This is a genomic window from Caballeronia choica (assembly GCF_001544535.1).
Classification (GTDB): Bacteria; Pseudomonadota; Gammaproteobacteria; order Burkholderiales; family Burkholderiaceae; genus Caballeronia; species Caballeronia choica.
Genome location: NZ_FCON02000043.1, coordinates 1 through 21049, shown reverse-complemented (window position 1 = coordinate 21049; position 21049 = coordinate 1). Strand labels below are relative to the sequence as shown.

Below are 21049 nucleotides of genomic sequence, written 5' to 3'. Positions count from 1 at the left end.
CCCTTTCCCCAAGGCGATCCAATCCTTGAACTTCGATACTCCGCCCCGCCTGCGAGTGGAAGGCGGTCAGCAGGGCAAGGTGGTCCGGCTCTCCGGCCAGTGGACGGCGCTCGCACTCGCGCGCGACCGCGCAAAGAGCGGTGTCACGCGGCGGCTGCGAGCGATCGGCAGGGAATCGATCCGCAACTGGGACCTGCTTGCGATCGAACGGCTCGATCACGTCGGCGGGCAGGCGCTGTGGCGCATCTGGGGCCGGCGCATGCCGGAGGTCGTCGCGCTCTCGGATACCCAGCGCGAGATTTTCGAGCGCGTCGCGCTGCTCGACGCCGAGCGCGAGGAACCCGAACCCATCGACCACACCGGTCCCATCACGCGCTTCGGGCTTCTGCTGTTTTCCTTCTTCGAGCACCTGTACGGCGGCCTCACGATGTTCGGCGGCTTCGTGCTCGACCTGATCGGCCTCGTGCGCCGCCCGCAGCGCATTCCGTGGACGGAAATCTCGGCGAACGTCTATAGCGCCGGCACCCAGGCGCTCGCGATCACGGCGCTCGTCGCGTTCCTGATCGGCATCGTGCTGAGCTATCTCTCTGCGCAGCAACTGCGCATTTTCGGCGCGAACCAGTACATCGTGAATATCCTGGGCCTGTCGGTGATTCGCGAACTCGGGCCGGTGCTGTCGGCGATTCTCGTCGCGGGGCGCTCCGGGTCGGCAATCACCGCGCAGATCGGCGTGATGCGCGTGACCGAGGAACTCGACGCGATGCAGGTGATGGGCATCCCGCACGGCCTGCGCCTCGTGCTGCCGCGCGTGATCGCGCTTGGCATCGCGATGCCGCTCCTCGTCATGTGGACCAACATCATCGCGCTGACGGGCGGCGCGCTCGCGGCGAAGTTCGCGCTGTCGATCGACTTTTCGTTCTTCGTGCGCTCGCTGCCGGGCGTGGTCGGGATCGCGAACCTGTGGATCGGGCTCGGCAAGGGTGTTGTGTTCGGCATGCTGATTGCGCTCGCAGCGTGCCACTTCGGCTTTCGCATCAAGGCGAATTCGCAGAGCCTGGGCGAAGGGACGACCACCTCGGTGGTGACGTCGATCACAATCGTGATTCTCGCGGACGCCGTGTTCGCGATCCTCTTCCAGAACGTGGGGCTCTGATGTCGACGTCACTCGCCACCGCCGTGCGCCACCAGCCGCCGCCCGTCATCGCGGAGCCGGTGATCCAGTGCGAGGACGTGACGAAGCGCTACGGGCGTACCGTGATCCACGAGCACCTGAACCTGGAGGTGCGGCGCGGCGAGATCGTCGCGCTGCTCGGCGGGTCAGGCTCGGGCAAGACCACGCTCGTGCGGCAGATGCTCGGGCTCGAATCGCCGAGTTCGGGGCGCATCCGCGTGCTCGGCGAGGAGTGGGCGAACATGAACACCGAGACCGCCCGCATGCTGCGCACGCGCTCGGGGATGATGTTCCAGCAGGGCGCGCTGTTTTCGTCGCTGTCGGTGTATGACAACATCGCGCAGCCGTTTCGCGAACTCGGCAAGATTCCGGAGGACCTGATCCGCGAGTTCGTGATGCTCAAGCTCGAGATGGTCGGGCTCTCGTGCAAGCACGCGACCAAGATGCCGGCGGCGCTTTCCGGCGGGATGATCAAGCGCGTGGGCATCGCGCGGGCGATCGCACTTGAGCCGGAACTGCTCTTCCTCGACGAACCGACTGCCGGGCTCGACCCGAAGGCGTCCGATGAATTCGTCGACCTGATCGCGACGCTGCATCGCGCGCTGGGCCTGACGGTCGTGATGGTCACGCACGATCTCGATACGATGGTCGCGCTGTCGACGCGCGTTGCGGTGCTCGCCGACCGGCGCGTGCTGGTCGCGGCGCCCGTCGAAGAAGCGGTGGCGGTCGATCATCCGTTCATCCGCGAATATTTTCTCGGCCGGCGCGGACGCCGCGCGTTGCTGGCGCTGCCACCCGAGCGCCGCGCGCGATTGCCGGCCGTCGCGCTGGACGATGCGCCGCTCGGGCTGAGATGATGCGCTCCCGCGCACCGGCGCGCGCACAAAAGTAGCAAACGAACGAGCACGAAAAAGGAACCTGTCGATGGAAAACAAATCCCATGCGTTCTGGGCTGGCCTCTTCACCATCGGTCTCGTCACGGCGATCGCGCTCGCGGTGTTTTTCTTCAACGTCGATCGCACCGTGCGCGTGCCATACGACCTGATCGCGCGGACCAACGTGACGGGCCTCTTCACCGATGCCGCCGTGCGCTATCGCGGGCTTGGCGTCGGCAAGGTGGAGTCGATTCGCTTCGACCGCGCGCATCCGGGGCAGATCAGGATCCGGATTCTCGTCGACAAGAACGCGCCGATGACGCATTCCACCTACGCCACGCTCGGCTTCCAGGGCGTGACGGGGATCGCGTTCGTGCAACTCGACGATACCGGCCGCGACACGCGCGAGCTGCCGTCGTCGGTGAAAGACGTGGCCGAGGTGCCGATGCGTCCCGGCATCTTCGATCAGTTGCAGCAGCGCGGCGACGTGATCCTGCGCAAGCTCGAACGCCTCTCCGACGACGCGGACAAATTCCTCTCGGACGACGTGCGCGACCACCTGCTTGCGACCACGGAGAGCCTGAAGGGCGCCGCGGACGGCATCGCGACGCTGGCGAGCCAGGTCGGACCGGCGACGGCGCGTTTGCCCGCGACGCTGAATCAACTGGACAAGGCGCTTGCTTCGACCAATGTGCTGATTCAGACCTTGAACCGGCCGGACGGGCCGTTCGTGTCGAACCTGAACAAGGCGGGCACGGCGGCGGAACAGGCGGGCGTCGCGCTGTCGGACATGAACGAGTCGCTGCGCGAATTGTCGGCGCGGGTGGGGTATGAAACGCTGCCGCGTGTGAATTCGTTCGCGGACGACGTCAGTAGCGCGGCGCGTTCGATCGACCGGGCGGCGGACACCTTCAGCACGAATCCGCGGAGTGTGCTGTTTGGTGCTCCGGTGCAGGCGCCGGGGCCGGGTGAGCCGGGGTTCAACTGGCCGGCGAAGGTGGCGCAGTAGTGGCTGGGCTTTGGTGTATCCAACCCACCCTCATACCGACGCAGAAGCGACATCCGACACGTTTTGCATACGAAGACAAGGAACCGTGATGCCACACATGAATTTCGAAGCGTTGCGCCGCTTGCGCTCGCTGCCGCGGCGCTGCGGTTTTCCCTTCGTGATGATCGCGCTCACAGTCGCGGCGCTGTCCGGCTGCGCGTCGGGGCCGTCCGCGTCGGCATCGAACATTCGCTACGACCTCGGCGCGCCGCCGGACATCGGCACGCCCGGCACCCTGCCGCCGGTCAAGGTGGTCGGCATCAGTGCCCCACGCGACCTCGACTCCGACGCGTTCGTCTATCGCCTGCAATACGCCGATGCCCAGCGCACCGGCGTCTATTCGAACAGCCACTGGACGATGCCGCCCGCGCACTTGCTCACGCAGCGCCTGCGCGCGGCGCTCGCGGCACGCGGCCCGGTGCTGACTGGCGCGGACACGGTGCGCGCGCCGCTGCTCGAAGTCGAGCTGATCGGCTTCGAGCAGGTGTTCGACGCGCCCAGCGAAAGCCACGGCGTCGTCTCGGTGCGCGCGACGCTCTCGCAGCAGGGCCGCGTGATCGCGCAGCGCACTTTCATGACGCGCGCGCCGGCCAGCACGGCCGATGCCGCCGGCGGCGCGCAGGCGCTCGCCGCCGCCTCCGACGAACTCATCGCGCAGATGACCGCATGGCTCGGCGCGCAGCCCCTCGTCGCGTCGCAATGACGCCGCCGTCCTGCGTCCGCGCGCGGCCGGCGGCGCGCTCGGGTCACCGATGACGGTCAAGCAATGGCAGCGTCGTCCGTCGACGTTCGCGCGGCAGGCGCTCGGGGTGTATGCGGCGCTCGTCGTCTACGGGTCGCTGTATCCGTTTACCGGCTGGCGCTCGCTCGGCCTCGGGCCGTTCGCGTATCTCACCGATCCGCTTCCGCAATACCTGACGGCGTTCGACGTCGTGACGAACGTGCTCGGCTACATGCCGTTCGGCGCGCTCGTCGTGCTCGCGCTTTATCCGCGCTGGCGCAGCGGCATCGCCGTGGGCGCCGCGTTTCTGGGCGGCGCGCTGCTGTCGGGCTCGATGGAAGCGATTCAGACCTATTTGCCCACGCGCGTCGCGTCGAATCTCGATCTCGCGGCGAACGCGCTCGGCGCGCTGCTCGGCGCCGTGCTCACCGCGCCCGCGACGAGCATGCTGCTCGATCGCGGCCTGTTGCGGCGCATCCGCTTCACCTGGTTCGAGCGCGACGCCGCCTATGTGCTCGGCTTGTCCGCGCTCTGGCCGTTCGCAACGATGTTCCCCGCGCCGTTCCTGTTCGCGCTCGGCGACTTGCCGCGCGTGCTGTGGGACGGGCTCGATCCGTCGATGCAGGACGCGATCCTCGCCTGGGTGCCCGCCGCGTGGGATATCGGAAGCTGGCTGGACGATTTCGGCAACCTGCTCCCCGACGACGCGTGGGAAGCGCTGATCACGTCGTGCAACCTGTACGCGGCGCTCGTGCTCGCGACGTTGCGCATGCGCCAGCGCGCCCCGCGCATGCGGCTGATGTTCGGGCTGCTCGCCGCGACGCTCGGCGCGAAGGCGGGCGCGTCGTTCCTGCAATCGCGCGCGGGCCTGACATTCGATTGGGCCACCGACGGCGCGCTGGAAGGCATCGCGATCGGCGCTCTGGCCGCGATGCTCACGCTTGCTCTGCCGCGCGCGCTGCGTGCGGCGCTCGCGGGCGCGACGCTCGTCGTCGCGCTCGTGCTGGTGAACGTGCTGCCGGTGAATCCGTACTTCGACATCGTGCTCGCCGACTGGCGGCAAGGGCGCTATCTCCACTTCAACGGACTGTTGCACTGGCTCGCGTGGATCTGGCCGTATGCGGCGCTCGGCTGGCTCGCGTCGGTCGCGGAGCGCGCGTGGCTCGCGCGGCGCCGCGGCGGCGATTCCCACCGGTCGCTATAATCGACCGACACACTTTTTTGCCGATGCTCATGGACTCCTTCTACAAGTACCACGTGTTTTTCTGCCTGAACCAGCGCGAGCCGGATGCGCCGCGCCCGAGCTGCGCGAACTGCAACGCGCAGGCGATGCAGGAACATGCGAAAAAGCGCGTGAAGAAACTCGGTCTCGCGGGCGAAGGCAAGGTGCGCATCAACAAGGCCGGTTGCCTCGACCGGTGCGAGCTGGGGCCGACGCTCGTCGTGTATCCGGAAGGGACGTGGTACACCTACGTGGATGAAACCGACATCGATGAGATCGTCGATTCGCATCTCGCGAACGGCAAGATCGTCGAGCGGCTTCTGATCGATCAACCGGCTTGAACGCGGACTGAACCATGAACGCGCAAACCGAAAGATTCCTGATCGACGGCCCGGCGGGCAAGATCGAAGTCGCGCTGGATCGCGCCGAAGGCACGCCGCGCGGCATCGTGCTCGTCGCGCATCCGCATCCGCTGTTCGGCGGCACGATGGACAACAAGGTTGCGCAGACGCTCGCGCGCACCTTCGTGCAACTCGGCTATACGACCTATCGCTCGAATTTTCGCGGCGTAGGGCAGACGCAAGGCGAACACGACAACGGCATCGGCGAGCGCGACGACCTGCTCGCCGTGATTGCCCACATGCGCGCGCAGCCTGGCCAGGCCGACGTGCCGCTCGTGCTCGCGGGCTTTTCGTTCGGCACCTTCGTGCTGTCGCATGCGGCGAAGCATCTGCGCGACGCGGGGCAGGCGATCGAGCGGATGGTGTTCGTCGGCACGGCGGCGAGCCGCTGGGAAGTGGCCGAGGTGCCGGAGAACACGCTCGTGATCCACGGCGAAGTGGACGAAACCGTGCCGATTGGCTCGGTGTATGACTGGGCGCGTCCGCAGGAACTGCCGGTCGTCGTGATTCCGGGCGGCGAGCACTTCTTCCATCGCAAGCTGCATATCCTCAAGCGCGTGATCGTCGACGCGTGGCGCTGAGGCGCGCCGGATCGCCTGCGTGACAAGGGTAGCGGCGCAAGCCATTCGAAGGCTCGCGCCGCTTTTTTTCGTCTGTGAAAAAGACGCGAATCGGCGGGACATCGGGCGGTTTCCGAAGCAAAACGGCTCCGCACGACGCGTATAATGGCGCAGACTTTTTGCGCTGCAACCTGACCGTTCAGTGCCGCTTCAGCGCACAGCGTTGTCGTGGCGCCGCCGCTCTTGCCGCTTGAGAACCGATCGCGCGACTGTCTGTCCAACGAGCGCTTTTTCGCTGCGCCCGCGGCATCCGCCCGCGCTGCACCCGGCGAAACCACGCGCCCGACCGGCCCGACAGTCTGCCTGTTCAACCTGCGCTTCGCCGACCCATCCCGATGTCGACGAAGCGCCGAAGCCATTTCTGCCGACCCGATCCTATGCGCTTTTCCCCTTCCGGCCTGTCCTCTTTCGTTCCCGAAACATCACAACGCGCGTTGCATCGCGCGGTTACCGTGGCCGTCGTGTTGCCCGCCGCGCTCGCGGCTGCCAGCGCGTTCGCGCAGGTGCCGCCGCCCGACGTGACCGCGCGTTCGTGGGTGCTCGTCGATGCCACCAGCAACCAGGTGCTCGCGTCCGGCAACGCGGATGAGCGCGTCGAACCCGCTTCGCTCACGAAGCTGATGACCGCGTACCTCGTCTTCGACGCGTTGAAGTCGAAGAAGATCAACATGGACCAGACCGTCATGCCGAGCGAGGCCGTGCGCCGCGTGCGCACCGACGAGTCGCGCATGTTCGTCGAGGCGAACAAGCCGGTGACCGTGCACGATCTCGTCTACGGCATGATCGTGCAGTCGGGCAACGACGCGGCCATCGCGCTCGCGGAACTCGTCGGCGGCAGCGAGTCGAACTTCGTCGCGCTGATGAACTCCACCGCGACGAAGATCGGCATGAAGAACACCCGTTTCGCCGATGTCAACGGCATGCCCGACCCGCAGCACTACACCACGGCGGGCGACCTCGCCGTGCTGTCGACGCGCCTGATCCGCGATTTCCCCGATTACTACAACATCTTCTCGGTGCGCGATTTCACGTACAACAAGATCAAGCAGCCGAACCGCAATCGCCTGCTGTGGATCGATCCGAGCGTCGACGGCCTGAAGACCGGCCACACGAAGGGCGCCGGCTATTGCCTGATCGCGACGTCCAAGCGTCCGCTGGCCGGCACGCCCGACGCGAGCCGACGTCTGGTCGCGGTGATGATGGGCGAGCCGAAAGAGCACAACCGCGTGCAGGACAGCCTGAAGATGCTGAACTACGGCTATTCGGCCTACGACGCGGTGCGTCTCTATAAGGCCGGTCAGGTCATCGAGTCGCCGCGCGTGTACAAGGGCGCTGCGAACAACGTGCAGGCGGGCGTCGAATCGGATCAGTACATCACCGTGCCGAAGGGCATGGGCGACAAGGTGAAGCCGTCGGTCACGCGTAACGCGCTGATCGTCGCGCCGATCAAGAAGGGCCAGCAGATCGGCACCGTCAGGATGATGGCGGACGGCAAGGAAGTCGCGCAGATTCCGCTCGTCGCGTTGCAGGACGTACCGGAGGCGGGCATGGTCGGACGCCTGTGGGATTCAGCGCTGCTGTGGTGGGACAAGCGCAAGTCTTAAAGGAGCAGCCGCGATGAGCGACGATTTCGATCCCACCGTCTACCTGAATGGCGTGTGGGGACCGCTTTCCGAAGCGCGCATTCCGGTGCTCGATCGCGGCTTCATCTTTGGCGACGGCGTGTATGAGGTCGTGCCGCTGTACGCGACGCCGGACGGCCGCGCGCCGTTCCGGCTCACGCAGCATCTGGCGCGGCTCACGCGCAGCCTCGGCAAGATCCGCATCGATAACCCGTTCGACGACGCCGGCTGGCGCGCGCTGATCGCCCGGGCGATCGAAACGAATCACGGCGATGGCGACGCGCTGGTCTATATCCAGGTGACGCGCGGCGTCGCGAAACGGCGCGGCCACGCGTTTCCGGCGGGCATCGAGCCGACCGTCTTCATGATGGTCAATCCGCTCACCTTCCCGAGCGCCGAGAGCCGCGAGCAGGGCGCGCGCGCCGTCACCGCCGAAGACAAGCGCTGGCTACATTGCGACATCAAGTCGGTGTCGCTGCTCGGCAACGTGCTGATGGCGCAGCATGCCGCCGAAAACGACGCGCTGGAGACCATCCAGTTGCGTGACGGATTGCTGACGGAAGGGTCGTCGTCGAATGTGTGGATCGTGAAGGGCGGCAGGCTGCTCGGCGCCCCGCGCGGGCCGCGCATTCTCGAAGGGATCCGCTATGCGCTCATCGAGGAACTGGCCGCGGAAGCCGGCATTCCGTTCGAGGAACGCGATATCACCGAGGCCGAGTTGCGCGACGCCGACGAAATCATGATCAGCTCCGCGACCAAGGAAGTGATGCCGATCACCTTGCTGGACGGCGAGCCGGTCGGCGCGGGACGGCCCGGCCCGGTCTATGCTGCCTTGTATGACGCCTATCAGCGGGCGAAGGCGCGCGAACTGAGCGAATGGGCCGCGCGCGCGAAGTGAAGGAGAAAGCCATGACTACCCCCGAAACACCCAAGAGCACCCCTACAACCGCCGACGATCTGTTCGATTTCCCCTGCGATTTCCCGATCAAGGTGATGGGCAAGGCGCATCCCGAGTTCCACGACGCGATCGTCACCGTGATCCGTGAATACGACGGCGAGTTCGACGTCACGCGCATCGAAACGCGGCCGTCGTCCGGCGGCAACTACACGGGCCTGACGGTCACCGTGCGCGCCCAAAGCCGCGCCCATCTCGACGACATCTATCGCGCGCTCACCGGCCATCCGATGGTCAAGATAGTGCTCTGAGCTCGGCGACAGGCGCATCGCACGCGCAGGGCGTGCATTCGTAGATGCGCTTGAACTGCTCGGCTTCATCGAAGATCCACGCGCGAAAATCCTGCACCCGCTTCGCCTTGAGCAAGGCCGGCGGGCAGACGAAGAAGTAGGTCCACGGGCTCGGCCCGTCGATATTGAACAACCGCACGAGCCGCCCCGCGACGATTTCATGCATCGCGAGCGAGCGGCGCACGAGCGCGATCCCCTGGCCGTCGATGGCCGCCTGCAGCAAATTCGAAGAATCCTCGTATAGCACGCCGCGCTTGGGCTCCGGCATCTCGGTGAGCCCGGCGGCGTCGAACCAGGGGCGCCACAGTTCGTCGTTCGAGCGCAACAGCGGCGCGTTGCCGAGATCGGCGGGCGCGCGGGGCAGCTTGCCGCCGTTGAACTTCGGCGAACACGCGGGGAAAAATACCTCATCGAGCAGCTTCTCCGCGTGCAGCCCCGCGTATTTTCCGAAACCGAAGCGAATCCCGACGTCGACGTCATCGCGCGTGAAGTCGGTAAGTGCGTTCGTCGACAGCAATTCGAGGTCGATTTCCGGATGCTTTTCGATGAATCCGCCGACGCGCGGCGTCACGAAGCGCGCCGAAAACGACGACAACATCGACACGACCAGACGCCGGTCGCGGTCGCCGGCGCGCACCTGGCGCGTGGCCTCCGCGAGCGTGACGAGCGCCGCGCGGACTTCGGCCGCGTACTGGCGGCCGCCGTCGGTCAGGCGCACGCGCTTGCCGTCGCGGGCGAATAGGGGCACGCCGAGCTCGGCTTCGAGCGCACGCACCTGGTGGCTGACGGCGCCATGCGTGACGAAGAGTTCGTCGGCGGCGCGCGAGAAGCTTTCGTGGCGCGCGGCGGCTTCGAACGCGCGCAGGGCATTGAGGGCGGGGAGTTGGCGGAGGTCCATGGGTCCTTGGCATAACGGTGGTGTTTCACCGGCGGCTCGCTGCTCAGGCGTGGTTCTGGCCGCTTCGGTTGGGGACGTCGAATGCTCGTCCGCGGGCGTCGTTCCGATCTCGTAGCGCACGTGGCAAACCGGCTGGTTCGCTAATTTATCTCACATAGCGGTGAAAATTGCTCGTTTTGTGTAGCCCCTTGCTGCGCCTACGATTGTAGCCAGGGAAACAAACTTCGGCGGAGGCCGTCATGCGAGAAATTTCCACAAGCGTTACGTTCGAAATCAAGCCCGGCGAAACGGTGCCGATGCGCATCACCCGCAGCACCCGGCTCTCGGTGTGCGGCGCCGCCGTCTGGGCGACGCGCAGCAACGACACCGAAGATTACTGGCTCACCCCCGGTGACAAGCTGAAGCTGCGCGAACGCGAACGGCTCTGGCTGAGCGTGGAAGGCGACCGGCCGGCGCAGATCGTGTTCACGATCGTGCCGCGCACCGACCAGCGGGCGATGAACTGGATCGCAAGCGGCATCGGGCGACTGGCCGACCGGTTCCGTTCGAGCTGGAGGACCGTTTGAGGTTTGATCGCGTGAACCATGGTGCGGCGGGTGTCACGCGATTTGGGTAAACTACGGCGACAATGTCCGCCACGCCGCTCCATTCCCCGCTTCATTCTGACGCCGCCGCGAGCCTCATCGGCTCCGGCGCGCATCCTGTCACCCTGCGCTGGCGCGGTCTCGAACCCTACCCGCAAAGCTTCGATGCGATGCGCGCGTTCACCGACGCCCGCACGCCCGACACGCCCGACGAAATCTGGCTCGTGGAGCATCCGCAGGTATTCACGCTCGGCCTGGCCGGCAACCCGGCGCATCTTCTGAATGCCGATAGCGGCATACCGCTCGTCAAGGTGGATCGCGGCGGTCAGATCACGTATCACGGGCCGGGGCAAGTGGTCGCGTACCTGCTGCTCGACCTGCGCCGCCGGAAGCTGATGGTGCGCGAACTCGTGCGGCGGATCGAGGAGGCCGTCATCGAAACGCTTGCGGCGTATAATCTGGCGACTGATCGCAAGGCCGGCGCGCCCGGGATCTACGTCTCACGATCGTTCGAAAATCCGCTCGCAGGCGGCCCGGATGCCGATCCGCACAGTCTGCACGAAGGCGCGAAGATCGCCGCGCTGGGTCTGAAGATTCGTAACGGATGCAGCTATCACGGCGTGAGCCTGAACGTGAACATGGACCTGCAGCCGTTTCTCGCGATCAATCCGTGTGGCTACGCAGGGCTTGAAACAGTCGACATGGCGACGCTCGGCGTCGCGGCAGACTGGCATGAAGTGGCCGGGCGTCTCGCCGAACGGCTAACCCATCAAATCGACGGCGTCCCCGAGAGCCGCCCCTCAAACGCAGAACGGCCTGACCGTCTGAATGGATCGACCGAATGACTGACGCAACCGGAAACCTGGCAGGCGAATTCACCGCTTCTTCAACCCCGGCCGCTCCCGCCGCCTACGACGCCACCGCCAAGCAGAAAGCCCAGGCGAAGACGGCGCGCATTCCAATCAAGATCGTCCCGATCGAAAAGTTGAAGAAGCCCGAGTGGATTCGCGTGAAAGCCGCGACCGGCAGTTCGCGCTTCTACGAAATCAAGCAGATTCTCCGCGAGCACAACCTGCATACGGTGTGCGAAGAGGCGAGTTGCCCGAACATCGGCGAATGCTTCGGCAAGGGCACGGCGACGTTCATGATCATGGGCGACAAGTGCACCCGCCGCTGCCCGTTCTGCGATGTCGGCCACGGCCGGCCCGATCCGCTCGACACCGAGGAGCCGCTGAACCTCGCCCGCACGATCGGCGCGCTGAAGCTGAAGTACGTGGTGATCACGAGCGTCGATCGCGACGACCTGCGCGATGGCGGCGCGGCGCATTTCGTCGAATGCATTCGGCAGGTGCGCGAGCATTCGCCGCAGACGCGCATCGAAATCCTGACACCGGATTTTCGCGGTCGGCTGGATCGCGCGATCGGCATCCTGACCGCCGCTCCGCCCGATGTGATGAACCACAATCTCGAAACGGTGCCGCGTCTCTACAAGGAAGCGCGTCCGGGCTCGGATTATCACCACTCGCTCAAGCTGCTGAAGGACTTCAAGGCGCTGCATCCCGAAGTCGCGACGAAATCGGGGCTGATGGTCGGCCTTGGCGAAACGGAGGAGGAAATCCTTCAGGTCATGCGCGATCTGCGGGAGCACAACGTCGACATGCTGACCATCGGCCAGTATTTGCAACCGTCGGAACATCACCTGCCGGTGCGTTCGTACGTGCATCCCGATACCTTCAAGATGTACGAGGAAGAAGCGTACAAGATGGGCTTTACGCACGCGGCGGTCGGCGCGATGGTGCGTTCGAGCTATCACGCCGATCAGCAGGCGCACGACGCGGGCGTGGTTTAAGCCCAAGCCTCCGCGTTATCGCGACGCATGAAAAAACCCACGCTTGCGTGGGTTTTTGTTTTTGGGCGCCTCCCTGACCGCATCCTTCAACGCGCGGTGGCGGCCCGCAAGTCCGCGAATGCCCGCATCACCCGCGACACGGGCAGGAAACGCTGCCACAACAGATCCTTCGCGATCTTCCCGGGCAATATCGGCAACGGCAGGACCGCGCGGCTCGAAGTCCAGCCCGGCCGCCAGCGTCGCGCGATCTTGTTTCGCACCATCAGGGAAATCGCCGGCACGCCGACGTTCGACGCAAGATGCGCAAGCCCCGAGTCGTTGCCGATGAACCACGCCGATTCGTGAATCCATTCCGCCACTTCGTTTAGCGAACCAAACGTCCGAACGGGCAATCCGTGGTCCTGAAGGTGCATCCACTCGTCGCGTTCGGAGGGCGCGACAACGATTTCAGGGGCGAAATTATTGTTTCGGAGTCGCAGGGCAAGCGCCAGGAAGCGCTTCGGAAGCCACATCTTCTTGCGCAGGCTCGCCGTTGGATGAATCGCGACCCGTTTCGAGTGAACCCGATGCCGCAGATGAGCGGGCGCAACCAGTCCGTTGTCCGGCACGACATCGGCGAGGCCCAGGTCCAGCCGGCAGATGTCGGCATGAATCTCCACCATGTTCCTGGTCTGCCGGAAGGTCGGCCATTCGTCCATGACGAGACATTGCGGATGCCAGTCGCGCGTGCCCTCGACGACGTTGCGCGGATAAGCGTGCAGCAGCACGTCGAAGCGGCCGAGCACTTCGTGAGCATGTTCGGGCTTGACCGTCGGATGAATCTCGAACGAAGGAAACCAGTCCTTCAGCGCATGAATGTAGTCGCCGAAGACGACGACGCGATAGCCGTTCCGGGCGAGGTTGTTGACGACGATCATCGCGAGCAGCGAATCGCCGAGGCACTGCGACATCTGGAACGCGATGGTTTGGCCAGCGGTGAGGCGCATGAAGGCTCCATTGGGAACGCGAATTCCCAGTAATCGGAGGGCTCCTATTGCCCTTTTGATAGCACGAATGAAGTGTCAGATTATCTCAGTTGCGCTTTTCGGCTTCTACGGCGCGTTGGTCTAGAACTATTACGGCCGGTTTCACGGGGGCTTCTGGGTCGTTCGGATTCACCGACAAATGTCTCGGGCATGACCCGCGCCGCGATCCACAAAAAACCTCGGGAAAGCCCGTAGATAAAGGCTCTAGGGGAAAACCCGGGAGCCGTCCGGATCGTCGGACGGGAGCTTTCCGGAATTCCGGAAAGCCGGATTGAAGTGGTCTTTGCGTCAATAAAAGTCGTTTGAAATCAATCGTTTAACAAGATCAATAACTGGCATCGCCCTTGCAATATAGAAACGTGGCCCACCGAGGTCGCTCAATAAAATCCAAGGAGACAAATCGATGCACCCCCTTCCTTCGAAATGCCCTTGAAACCGTTGTCGTAGCGGCCTGGCTGCTGCTCGCGGCGCGTTTCATGTGCGGCAACTTTGCACCGACGCACCTCTTGCTCATCGCCACTGGCTCTTCCTGCCAACTGCCTGAAATCTGCCTGGAACCATCGTGAAGAAACCTTTCTATAGAACGCTCTACGCGCAGGTGTTGATCGCGATTGCCATCGGCATCGCGCTCGGACACTTCTTTCCCTCCTTCGCCGTCAACATGAAGCCGCTCGGCGACGGGTTCATCAAACTCATCAAGATGGTGATCGGGCCGATCATCTTCTGTACGGTGGTCACCGGCATCGCCGGCATGGAGGACATGAAGAAGGTCGGCCGCGTCGGCGGCAAGGCGCTGCTGTACTTCGAGATCGTCTCGTCGTTCGCGCTCGTGCTCGGCCTCGTCGCGACCCACGTCCTGAAACCGGGCGTCGGCTTCAACGTCGATCCGGCGACCCTCGACGGCAAGCAGGTCGCTTCGTACGCCGCCAAGGCGCACGGCCAGTCGACGGCTGACTTCATCATGCACATCATTCCGGACACGTTCGTGTCGGCGTTCTCGCAGGGCGAAATCCTGCAGATCCTGCTGATCGCGCTCCTGTTCGGCGCCGTGCTCGCGACGGCCGGCGAGAAGGCGAAGATCGTGACGACCTTCATCGACGGCTTCTCGCACATCCTGTTCGGCATCGTGCGCATCATCACGAAGCTGGCACCGATCGGGGCGTTCGGCGCGATGGCGTTCACCATTGGTACGTACGGCATCGGCTCGCTGCTGCCGATGCTCAAGCTGGTCGGCACGTTCTACCTGACCTCGATCGTGTTCGTCGTCGTGGTGCTCGGCCTCATCGCCCGGATCGTCGGCTTCAACATCCTGCGCTTTATCGCGTACATCAAGGAAGAGATGCTGATCGTGCTCGGCACGAGCTCGTCGGAAGCCGCGCTGCCGCAACTGATGGCGAAGCTCGAAAAGCTCGGCTGCTCGCGCTCGGTGGTGGGCCTCGTCGTGCCGACCGGCTACTCGTTCAACCTTGATGGCACCAACATCTACATGACGATGGCCGTGCTCTTCATCGCGCAGGCGACCAACACGGACCTCACGTGGACGCAGCAGCTCACGCTGCTGGGCGTGACGATGCTGACCTCGAAGGGCGCAAGCGGCGTGACGGGCGCGGGTTTCATCACGCTCGCCGCGACGCTCGCCGTCGTGCCGACGATCCCGCTCTCGGGCATGGTGCTGATCCTCGGCGTCGACCGCTTCATGAGCGAATGCCGGGCGCTGACGAATATCGTCGGCAATGGCGTGGCGACGGTCGTGGTGTCGGCGTGGGAGAAGGAGCTCGACCGCGACAAGCTGCGTGACGCGCTGTCTCACGGCGCGGTGGACACGGAAGCCGAAACGGTCAGCTAACCACGCCTTCCAACTCTCCCGGACGATACGGCCATGAACACGGCGAAGCATCGGACCACGGATGCTTCGCCGCAGCCGTCCCTGCGCGGAGCGTATGCCACAATCGCGGAATCCAGTTTCCCGGAATCCGCTCACGTGATGCGCCGCCTGCTTGTGTTCATCGTGCTCGCCGCCGCGCTCGCGGCGGCCTGCGCGCTGACCTGGAACATCGCCTGGCAGCGCGGTATCGATGAGTTGCGGCGCAACGCCGCGCTGCGCGTCGACCGCACGACGAGCACGCTCAAGAGCACGCTCGACCGCTACGAATACCTGCCGTACCTGCTGTCGCGCCATCCGTTCATCCAGGACGTACTGGACGACCCGAACGCGCCGAACATCGCACGCGCGAATCGTTATCTCGAAGACCTCAACGGCCGCGCCCGCGCGACCGTCACCTACATCATCCGCACGAACGGCCTGTGTGTCGCGGCGAGCAACTGGCGCGCGCCGGACACCTTCGTCGGCTCGGAATATCAGTTCCGGCCGTACTTCATTGACGCAGCGCAAGGCAATACCGGCCGTTTCTTCGGGCTCGGCACTGTCTCGCGCGAGCCGGGCTACTACATTTCGCAGCCGGTGTACCGCGAAGGCACGCGCGAACTGACCGGCGTCGCCGTCGTGAAACTCAATCTCGAATGGCTGCAAAGCGCCGACGCGTCCGAGCCGCTCATCGTCACGGACGATCACGGCGTGATCTTTCTGTCCTCCGTGCCCGCGTGGAAATACCACACGGTGCGGCCGCTGCCGAAGAACATCGAGGCGTCCGTGTTCGCGACGCGCCAGTATGCGCAGCAGACCATCACGCCGCTGCCGCTGACCGTCGTCAAGTCGCTACCAGGCGACGCGCAGATCGTGCGCGTGGGCGCCGGGCGCAATGCGCCGAGCTATCTCGCGACGCGCCGTTCGATCGGCGAGCCGGACTGGCAACTGACCACGATGGCGCCCCTCGATCCGGTCGAAAGCGCCGCGCGCACGTCGGCGATCGTAACGGGGCTGGTGCTCGTCTCCCTGTGCCTGCTCGCGTTCTACTGGCGCATGCGGCGCGTGCGCGTACGCGACATGATCCGCGGCCGCGAGATGCTGCAGACCGCGTATGCGGAGTTGAACCAGCGCGTCGCCGAACGCACCGCCGATTTGTCGGACGCCAACGCGCAACTGACGAAGGAAGTGAGCGAACGCACGCGCGCCGAGCAGGACCTGCGCGCCGCCCACGACGAACTGATCCAGGCGAGCAAGCTCGCCGCGCTCGGTCAGATGGCGGCCGGCATCACGCACGAACTGAACCAGCCGCTCGCGGCGTTGCGCAGTTTCTCCGACAACACACGCGTCCTGATCGAGCGCGGCGATCAGGTGGCGGCGCGGGAGAATCTCGAAGCAATCGCGTCGCTGACCGAGCGGATGGGCCACATCACCAACCAGTTGAAGCTGTTCGTCGCGAAGGCGCGGCCGCGCAATGCGCGCACCGATGTCGCACGCGCGCTGCGCAACGTCCTCGCGATGCTGCGCCCGCGCATGCAGAACGTCGCGCTCGATGTCGCGCCCGAACTCGGCGGCGAGAACGCGTCGGTGTTCGTGCGCTGCGAGGATTTGCGGCTGGAGCAGGTGTTGATCAACCTGATCGGCAACGCGCTCGACGCGGCCGCCTCGTGCGATTTGCCGCACATCTCGATCTTCATCGACATGCGCGACGGCGCGATCGAACTTATCGTGCGCGACAATGGTCCCGGCATTCCAGCCGATGTCCTGCCGCGCCTGTTCGAGCCGTTCTTCACGACGAAGGAGATGGGGCACGGCCTCGGGCTTGGTCTGGCGATTTCGTCGGCGATCGCACGCGACTACGGCGGCACGCTCGTTGCGCGGAATCTGGCGGCGGTGCCGGAAGTGGACGGCCCGGAAGGCGGCACCCAGGCCGACGCCGATCGCTCGCACGGCGCAGAATTCGTGTTGACGCTGCGACGTGCCTGACCATTTGCGCAAACGGGACCAAGACATGACGACTGGCCTGCAGGTCATCTTTATCGAAGACGACGAACTCGTGCGTCGCGCGAGCGTGCAAAGCCTGCAACTCGCGGGCTTCGACGTCGCCGGACACGGCAGCGTCGAGTCGGCGGCGCGCTCGATCGACGCGGCTTTCCCCGGCGTGATCGTGAGCGACATCCGCCTGCCGGGCGCGAGCGGCCTCGACCTGCTCGCGCAATGTCGCGAGCGCGCGCCCGAAGTGCCCGTGATCCTCGTCACCGGCCACGGCGACATTACGATGGCCGTGCAGGCGATGCGCGATGGCGCCTACGATTTCATCGAAAAGCCGTTCGCCTCCGAGCGGCTGATCGAAGCGGTGCGCCGCGCGCTGGAGCGCCGCAAGCTCGTGCTGGAGAACCAGGCGCTGCGGCGCGAACTTGCGGGGCAGAGCAGCGTGGCGCCGCGCATCATCGGGCGCAGTCCGGCGATCGAACAGGTGCGGCGGCTGATCGCAAACGTCGCGCCGACTGACGCATCCGTGCTCATCAACGGCGACACTGGCGCGGGCAAGGAACTGATTGCGCGCAGCCTGCACGACTTGTCGCCGCGCCGGGACAAGCCGTTCATCGCGGTGAATTGCGGCGCGCTGCCGGAACAGATGTTCGAATCCGAGATGTTCGGCTACGAGGCGGGCGCTTTCACCGGCGCGCAGAAGCGGCGCGTAGGCAAGCTCGAGCACGCGTCGGGCGGCACGCTTTTTCTCGACGAGATCGAGAGCATGCCGCTTTCGTTGCAGGTGAAACTGCTGCGTGTGCTACAGGACGGCGTGCTGGAGCGGCTCGGCTCGAACCAGCCGATTCGCGCGAATTGCCGCGTCGTGGCGGCGGCGAAGGGCGACATGGCGGAACACGTCGCCGACGGCACTTTCCGGCGCGACTTGCTGTACCGGCTGAACGTGGTGACGATCACGCTGCCGCCGCTGGCGGAGCGTCGCGAGGATATCGTGCCGCTCTTCGACCATTTCCTGCTCGATGCCGCCGTGCGTTACGAGCGTCCCGCGCCGATGCTGACCGACCGTCAGCGGGCGGAACTCATGCAGCGCGACTGGCCGGGCAACGTGCGGGAGCTGCGCAACGCGGCGGACCGGATGGTGCTCGGCGTGATCGACGACACGGCCGTCCCGCTCGATGCCGCGACGCAGTCGCTGAAGGAGCGCACCGAGCAGTTCGAGCGCGCGGTGATCGGCGAGGCGCTGGAGCAGTGCGGCGGCGTGGTCGCGGCAGCGGCCGACCGGCTGCAACTCGGCAAGGCGACGCTCTACGAGAAGATCAAGCGGTATGGGCTTGCGGTGAAGAATGAAGGGGAGCGGTGAACGCCGGTGAAAAAAAAACCCGCCGGATGGCGGGTTTTTTCTGTCCGATGCAGCCGGTCAGGCGGCGTTCAGTGCCTTGTCCAGCAGGGCATCGAGTTCGGCGAAGGTCGGCTCGCCGACATAGCGCTTCAGGATCTTGCCGTTCCGGTCGATCACGAACGTGGTCGGCGTCAGTTGCACGTTGCCGAACTGCTTGGCGACACTGCCGTCGTCCATCGCGACCTTGAACGGCAGGTTGCGCGTCTGGGTGTAGTTCGTCACGTACATCGGCGCGTCGTAGCTCATCGCTACCGCCACGAATTCCAGCCCCCGCCCCTTGAACCGGTTGTAGGTGTTGATCATCTCCGGCATTTCCTTCATGCAGGTCTCGCAGCTCGTCGCCCAGAAGTTGACGAGATAGACCTTGCCCTTCAGGTCGGCGGAAGTCGAAATCTTCTGGCCCGACAGCAGCGTGAATGTGGCATCGGGAACGCGCTGCTGGCCGCCGAACGCGAAGTAGCCGGTGCACGCGATCACGCCCGCGATCACCGCCATCACGATATAGCGCAAAGGGCTCTTGCCGCGCGCGGGTGAATCCTGGGTGGCCTGGGACATGATGAACCTCGTGAAACCAAAGACGGGAGAGTGCGCGCGAAACAGCGCCAGAAGTGTCGGCTATTTTAGCGCCAATCCGCGTTGGACGTTCGTGACGCAGGGAAAGGTCCGGTATTCAGAAGCGATAATGATGGTTTCCCGCGCTTTTTCGTCATGAACCGAATTTTTGCCTTCTTCGCACGCCATTCAGTCGTACGTGAGCGCCTTCGCGTTGCTTCGATGCCCATTAAATCCGCGCTGTGTGCCATTGCGGCGGGCGGCGCGTTGCTCGCCTGCACGCCCGCCTACGACTGGCGCACGATCATGAACAACGACGACGGCTATGAAATCACACTGCCGGCCAAACCCCGCTCCGACGAACGGGAAATCCGCATCGCCGGACAGTCGATGAAGATGAAGATGCAGACCGCCGAAGCCGGCGACGCCGTGTTCGCCGTCGGCACCGTCGTGCTTCCGAGCGCCGATCCGGCGTTGCAACGCGCCGCCCTCGATTTCCTCCAGCACGGACTCGCGAGCAACGTGAACGCGCCGGCGTCCGCGCGCGCGACGCAGATCCAGCTCGCGGCCGGCGGGCGCGTAGCCGGTAGCGAGATCGACGTCAAGGGAGTGAGCGGCGAACAGCGCGAGGCGCACGCGATCCATGCACAGTTCGTCGCCCGTGGCGCGCACGTGTATCAGGTGGCGATCGTCTCCGCCAAACCCGCGCCGCCGGAGCAGGCGGACCAGTTCTTTACCTCCTTCAAACTCTATTAGAGAGAAGCCTCGAATATCGTCGCCGGAACAGAACGGGCGTGCTCAGACTGCTATCTCAAATTGAAAGTTCCACCGCAGGTTTCATCGCTAATCCGAGGATTTATCTGAGTTTTTTCGACTATCCACAAGCGCTGTGGATAACTTTGTGGAAAACAGTGTGGGCTAGCGCTCATATGACCATCTGACGCGGGTTCTCTTACTTTGCCTTCAATCGAAGCAAATTAAATAGTTCAATAAAATCAATGTGCTGTGGGAAGGTCCAAAATTCACGGTTTGATCGGACGAAAGCAACGTGCGGAGCGGCCGATTGTGCATAAGTCAAGTCTTGACAAGCGAATTTCACGCTTGCCTTGCGCTCAGGCGATCGCCATGGCGCGCCGGTACTGGACTGCTTCGGCGACATGCGCGGCGCTGGGCACGTCGGCGCCGGCCAGATCCGCCACGGTGCGCGTCACCTTGAGCACGCGGTAATACGCCCGCGCCGACCAGCCGAACCGCTCGCCTGCTTCGCGCAGCAACGACTCGCCGGCCCCATCGGGGCGGCAGACCGCGTCTGCTTCGCGGCCGTCCAGTTCGCGATTCATCTTGCCTTGCCTTTGCACCTGCCGTTCGCGCGCATCGGCGACGCGCCGCGCAACGCTCATGCTCGGCTCGCCGCGTACGCTGCTGCGCGCCGATAACTCCGATTGCGTGAGCGCAGGCAACTCGATCTGGATATCGATGCGATCGAGCAGCGGTCCGGAGAGCTTGCGCAGATAGCGTGCGGCGATTTCCGGTGTGCAGCGGCAGCGGCCGTTCGGATCGCCGCGCCAGCCGCACGGGCACGGATTCATCGCGGCGACCAGTTGGCACGCGGCCGGGAAGTCCGCCTGCTGCGCGGCGCGTGAGATCGTGATGCGGCCCGCTTCGAGCGGTTCACGCAGCGTCTCGAGCACTTTTCTGTCGAATTCCGGGAGTTCGTCGAGAAACAGCACGCCCATGTGCGCCAGCGTGATTTCGCCCGGCTGAGGCGGATTGCGTCCGCCGACGAGCGCCACCGAACTCGACGAATGATGCGGCGCCCGGAACGGCCGCTGGCGCCACTGCTCGGGCGCGAAGCCGAGCGAACTCGCCGAGAGGATCGCGGCCGAGGTCAGCGCTTCGTCGTCGGTCATCGGCGGCAGCAGGCCCGGCAGGCGCGCGGCGAGCATCGATTTGCCCGCGCC

At 64.9% G+C, this 21049-nt stretch carries 21 protein-coding genes; 17 read left to right on the top strand and 4 right to left on the bottom strand.

Annotated elements, in window-relative coordinates; translation table 11 throughout:
• Positions 1-25 precede the first annotated feature (25 nt).
• The 10 genes from AWB68_RS19630 to AWB68_RS19585 all read left to right on the top strand — a co-directional run bounded on the left by AWB68_RS19630 (position 26) and on the right by AWB68_RS19585 (position 8886).
• Positions 26-1153, top strand: coding sequence for an MlaE family ABC transporter permease (locus AWB68_RS19630; RefSeq protein ID WP_087646011.1), 1128 nt, complete (start codon positions 26-28; stop codon positions 1151-1153).
• Positions 1153-2028 carry an ABC transporter ATP-binding protein gene (locus AWB68_RS19625; protein ID WP_087646010.1) on the top strand — a complete coding sequence of 292 codons (876 nt, stop codon included), beginning with the start codon at positions 1153-1155 and terminating at the stop codon, positions 2026-2028. Before AWB68_RS19630 ends, AWB68_RS19625 begins: the two co-directional genes overlap by 1 nt.
• Positions 2029-2095: 67 nt before the next feature.
• Complete coding sequence (locus tag AWB68_RS19620) at positions 2096-3055, top strand: MlaD family protein (RefSeq protein ID WP_087646009.1); 960 nt, start codon at positions 2096-2098, stop codon at positions 3053-3055.
• A 160-nt stretch (positions 3056-3215) separates the two neighbouring features.
• Positions 3216-3797: an ABC-type transport auxiliary lipoprotein family protein gene (locus AWB68_RS19615; protein WP_235028417.1), complete on the top strand. Its 582-nt coding sequence runs from the start codon at positions 3216-3218 to the stop codon at positions 3795-3797.
• A gap of 49 nt (positions 3798-3846) precedes the next feature.
• The gene (locus AWB68_RS19610) at positions 3847-5019 is read left to right on the top strand and encodes a VanZ family protein (RefSeq protein WP_087646007.1); all 1173 of its coding nucleotides are present in this window, start codon (positions 3847-3849) and stop codon (positions 5017-5019) included.
• 29 nt (positions 5020-5048) lie between these two features.
• Positions 5049-5378, top strand: coding sequence for a (2Fe-2S) ferredoxin domain-containing protein (locus AWB68_RS19605; RefSeq protein ID WP_087646048.1), 330 nt, complete (start codon positions 5049-5051; stop codon positions 5376-5378).
• 14 nt (positions 5379-5392) lie between these two features.
• Positions 5393-6019 carry an alpha/beta hydrolase gene (locus tag AWB68_RS19600; RefSeq protein WP_087646006.1) on the top strand — a complete coding sequence of 209 codons (627 nt, stop codon included), beginning with the start codon at positions 5393-5395 and terminating at the stop codon, positions 6017-6019.
• Between the two features lie 416 nt (positions 6020-6435).
• Positions 6436-7662 carry a D-alanyl-D-alanine carboxypeptidase family protein gene (locus AWB68_RS19595; protein ID WP_087646005.1) on the top strand — a complete coding sequence of 409 codons (1227 nt, stop codon included), beginning with the start codon at positions 6436-6438 and terminating at the stop codon, positions 7660-7662.
• A 13-nt stretch (positions 7663-7675) separates the two neighbouring features.
• Positions 7676-8578, top strand: a complete 903-nt coding sequence (locus AWB68_RS19590; RefSeq protein ID WP_087646004.1) for a D-amino acid aminotransferase — start codon at positions 7676-7678, stop codon at positions 8576-8578.
• Between the two features lie 11 nt (positions 8579-8589).
• A complete protein-coding gene (locus tag AWB68_RS19585; RefSeq protein WP_087646047.1) occupies positions 8590-8886 on the top strand; it encodes a YbeD family protein in 297 nt (98 codons plus the stop codon).
• Here AWB68_RS19585 and AWB68_RS19580 read toward each other — a convergent pair.
• The gene (locus AWB68_RS19580; RefSeq protein ID WP_087646003.1) at positions 8870-9823 is read right to left on the bottom strand and encodes a transcriptional regulator GcvA; all 954 of its coding nucleotides are present in this window, start codon (positions 9821-9823) and stop codon (positions 8870-8872) included. The two genes, AWB68_RS19585 and AWB68_RS19580, sit on opposite strands and share 17 nt — an antisense overlap.
• A 239-nt stretch (positions 9824-10062) precedes the next feature.
• On the opposite strand from AWB68_RS19580, the gene AWB68_RS19575 reads away from it, so the two are divergent.
• From AWB68_RS19575 to lipA, 3 genes are all read left to right on the top strand, one after another.
• Positions 10063-10389, top strand: a complete 327-nt coding sequence (locus AWB68_RS19575) for a DUF2917 domain-containing protein (protein WP_087646002.1) — start codon at positions 10063-10065, stop codon at positions 10387-10389.
• Positions 10390-10451: 62 nt separating this feature from the next.
• A complete protein-coding gene (lipB, locus tag AWB68_RS19570) occupies positions 10452-11252 on the top strand; it encodes a lipoyl(octanoyl) transferase LipB (protein ID WP_087646001.1) in 801 nt (266 codons plus the stop codon).
• Entirely contained in the window at positions 11249-12256 is a 1008-nt protein-coding gene (gene lipA / locus AWB68_RS19565) for a lipoyl synthase (protein WP_087646000.1), read from the top strand. The genes lipB and lipA overlap by 4 nt, the downstream gene beginning before the upstream one ends.
• An 86-nt stretch (positions 12257-12342) precedes the next feature.
• Here the strand turns inward: lipA and AWB68_RS19560 are convergent, their stop codons facing one another.
• Complete coding sequence (locus AWB68_RS19560; RefSeq protein ID WP_087645999.1) at positions 12343-13242, bottom strand: glycosyltransferase family 9 protein; 900 nt, start codon at positions 13240-13242, stop codon at positions 12343-12345.
• A 601-nt stretch (positions 13243-13843) separates the two neighbouring features.
• Between AWB68_RS19560 and AWB68_RS19555 the strand changes: the two genes are divergently transcribed.
• The 3 genes from AWB68_RS19555 to AWB68_RS19545 are packed head-to-tail and all read left to right on the top strand — an operon-like array spanning position 13844 to position 18497.
• Positions 13844-15127, top strand: coding sequence for a dicarboxylate/amino acid:cation symporter (locus AWB68_RS19555; protein WP_087645998.1), 1284 nt, complete (start codon positions 13844-13846; stop codon positions 15125-15127).
• 33 nt (positions 15128-15160) lie between these two features.
• Positions 15161-17131, top strand: a complete 1971-nt coding sequence (locus AWB68_RS19550; protein ID WP_087645997.1) for a sensor histidine kinase — start codon at positions 15161-15163, stop codon at positions 17129-17131.
• Between the two features lie 25 nt (positions 17132-17156).
• Complete coding sequence (locus AWB68_RS19545) at positions 17157-18497, top strand: sigma-54-dependent transcriptional regulator (RefSeq protein WP_087645996.1); 1341 nt, start codon at positions 17157-17159, stop codon at positions 18495-18497.
• A gap of 57 nt (positions 18498-18554) precedes the next feature.
• Here AWB68_RS19545 and AWB68_RS19540 read toward each other — a convergent pair whose 3' ends face one another.
• On the bottom strand, positions 18555-19091 hold the full coding sequence (locus AWB68_RS19540; RefSeq protein WP_087645995.1) for a peroxiredoxin family protein: 537 nt from the start codon (positions 19089-19091) through the stop codon (positions 18555-18557).
• 219 nt (positions 19092-19310) lie between these two features.
• Here AWB68_RS19540 and AWB68_RS19535 point away from each other — a divergent pair, with 219 nt between their 5' ends.
• On the top strand, positions 19311-19844 hold the full coding sequence (locus AWB68_RS19535) for a hypothetical protein (protein WP_087646046.1): 534 nt from the start codon (positions 19311-19313) through the stop codon (positions 19842-19844).
• A gap of 356 nt (positions 19845-20200) precedes the next feature.
• Here AWB68_RS19535 and AWB68_RS19530 read toward each other — a convergent pair.
• Positions 20201-21049 (bottom strand): YifB family Mg chelatase-like AAA ATPase (locus AWB68_RS19530; protein ID WP_143281964.1); only part of this gene is annotated, 849 nt, incomplete at its 5' end.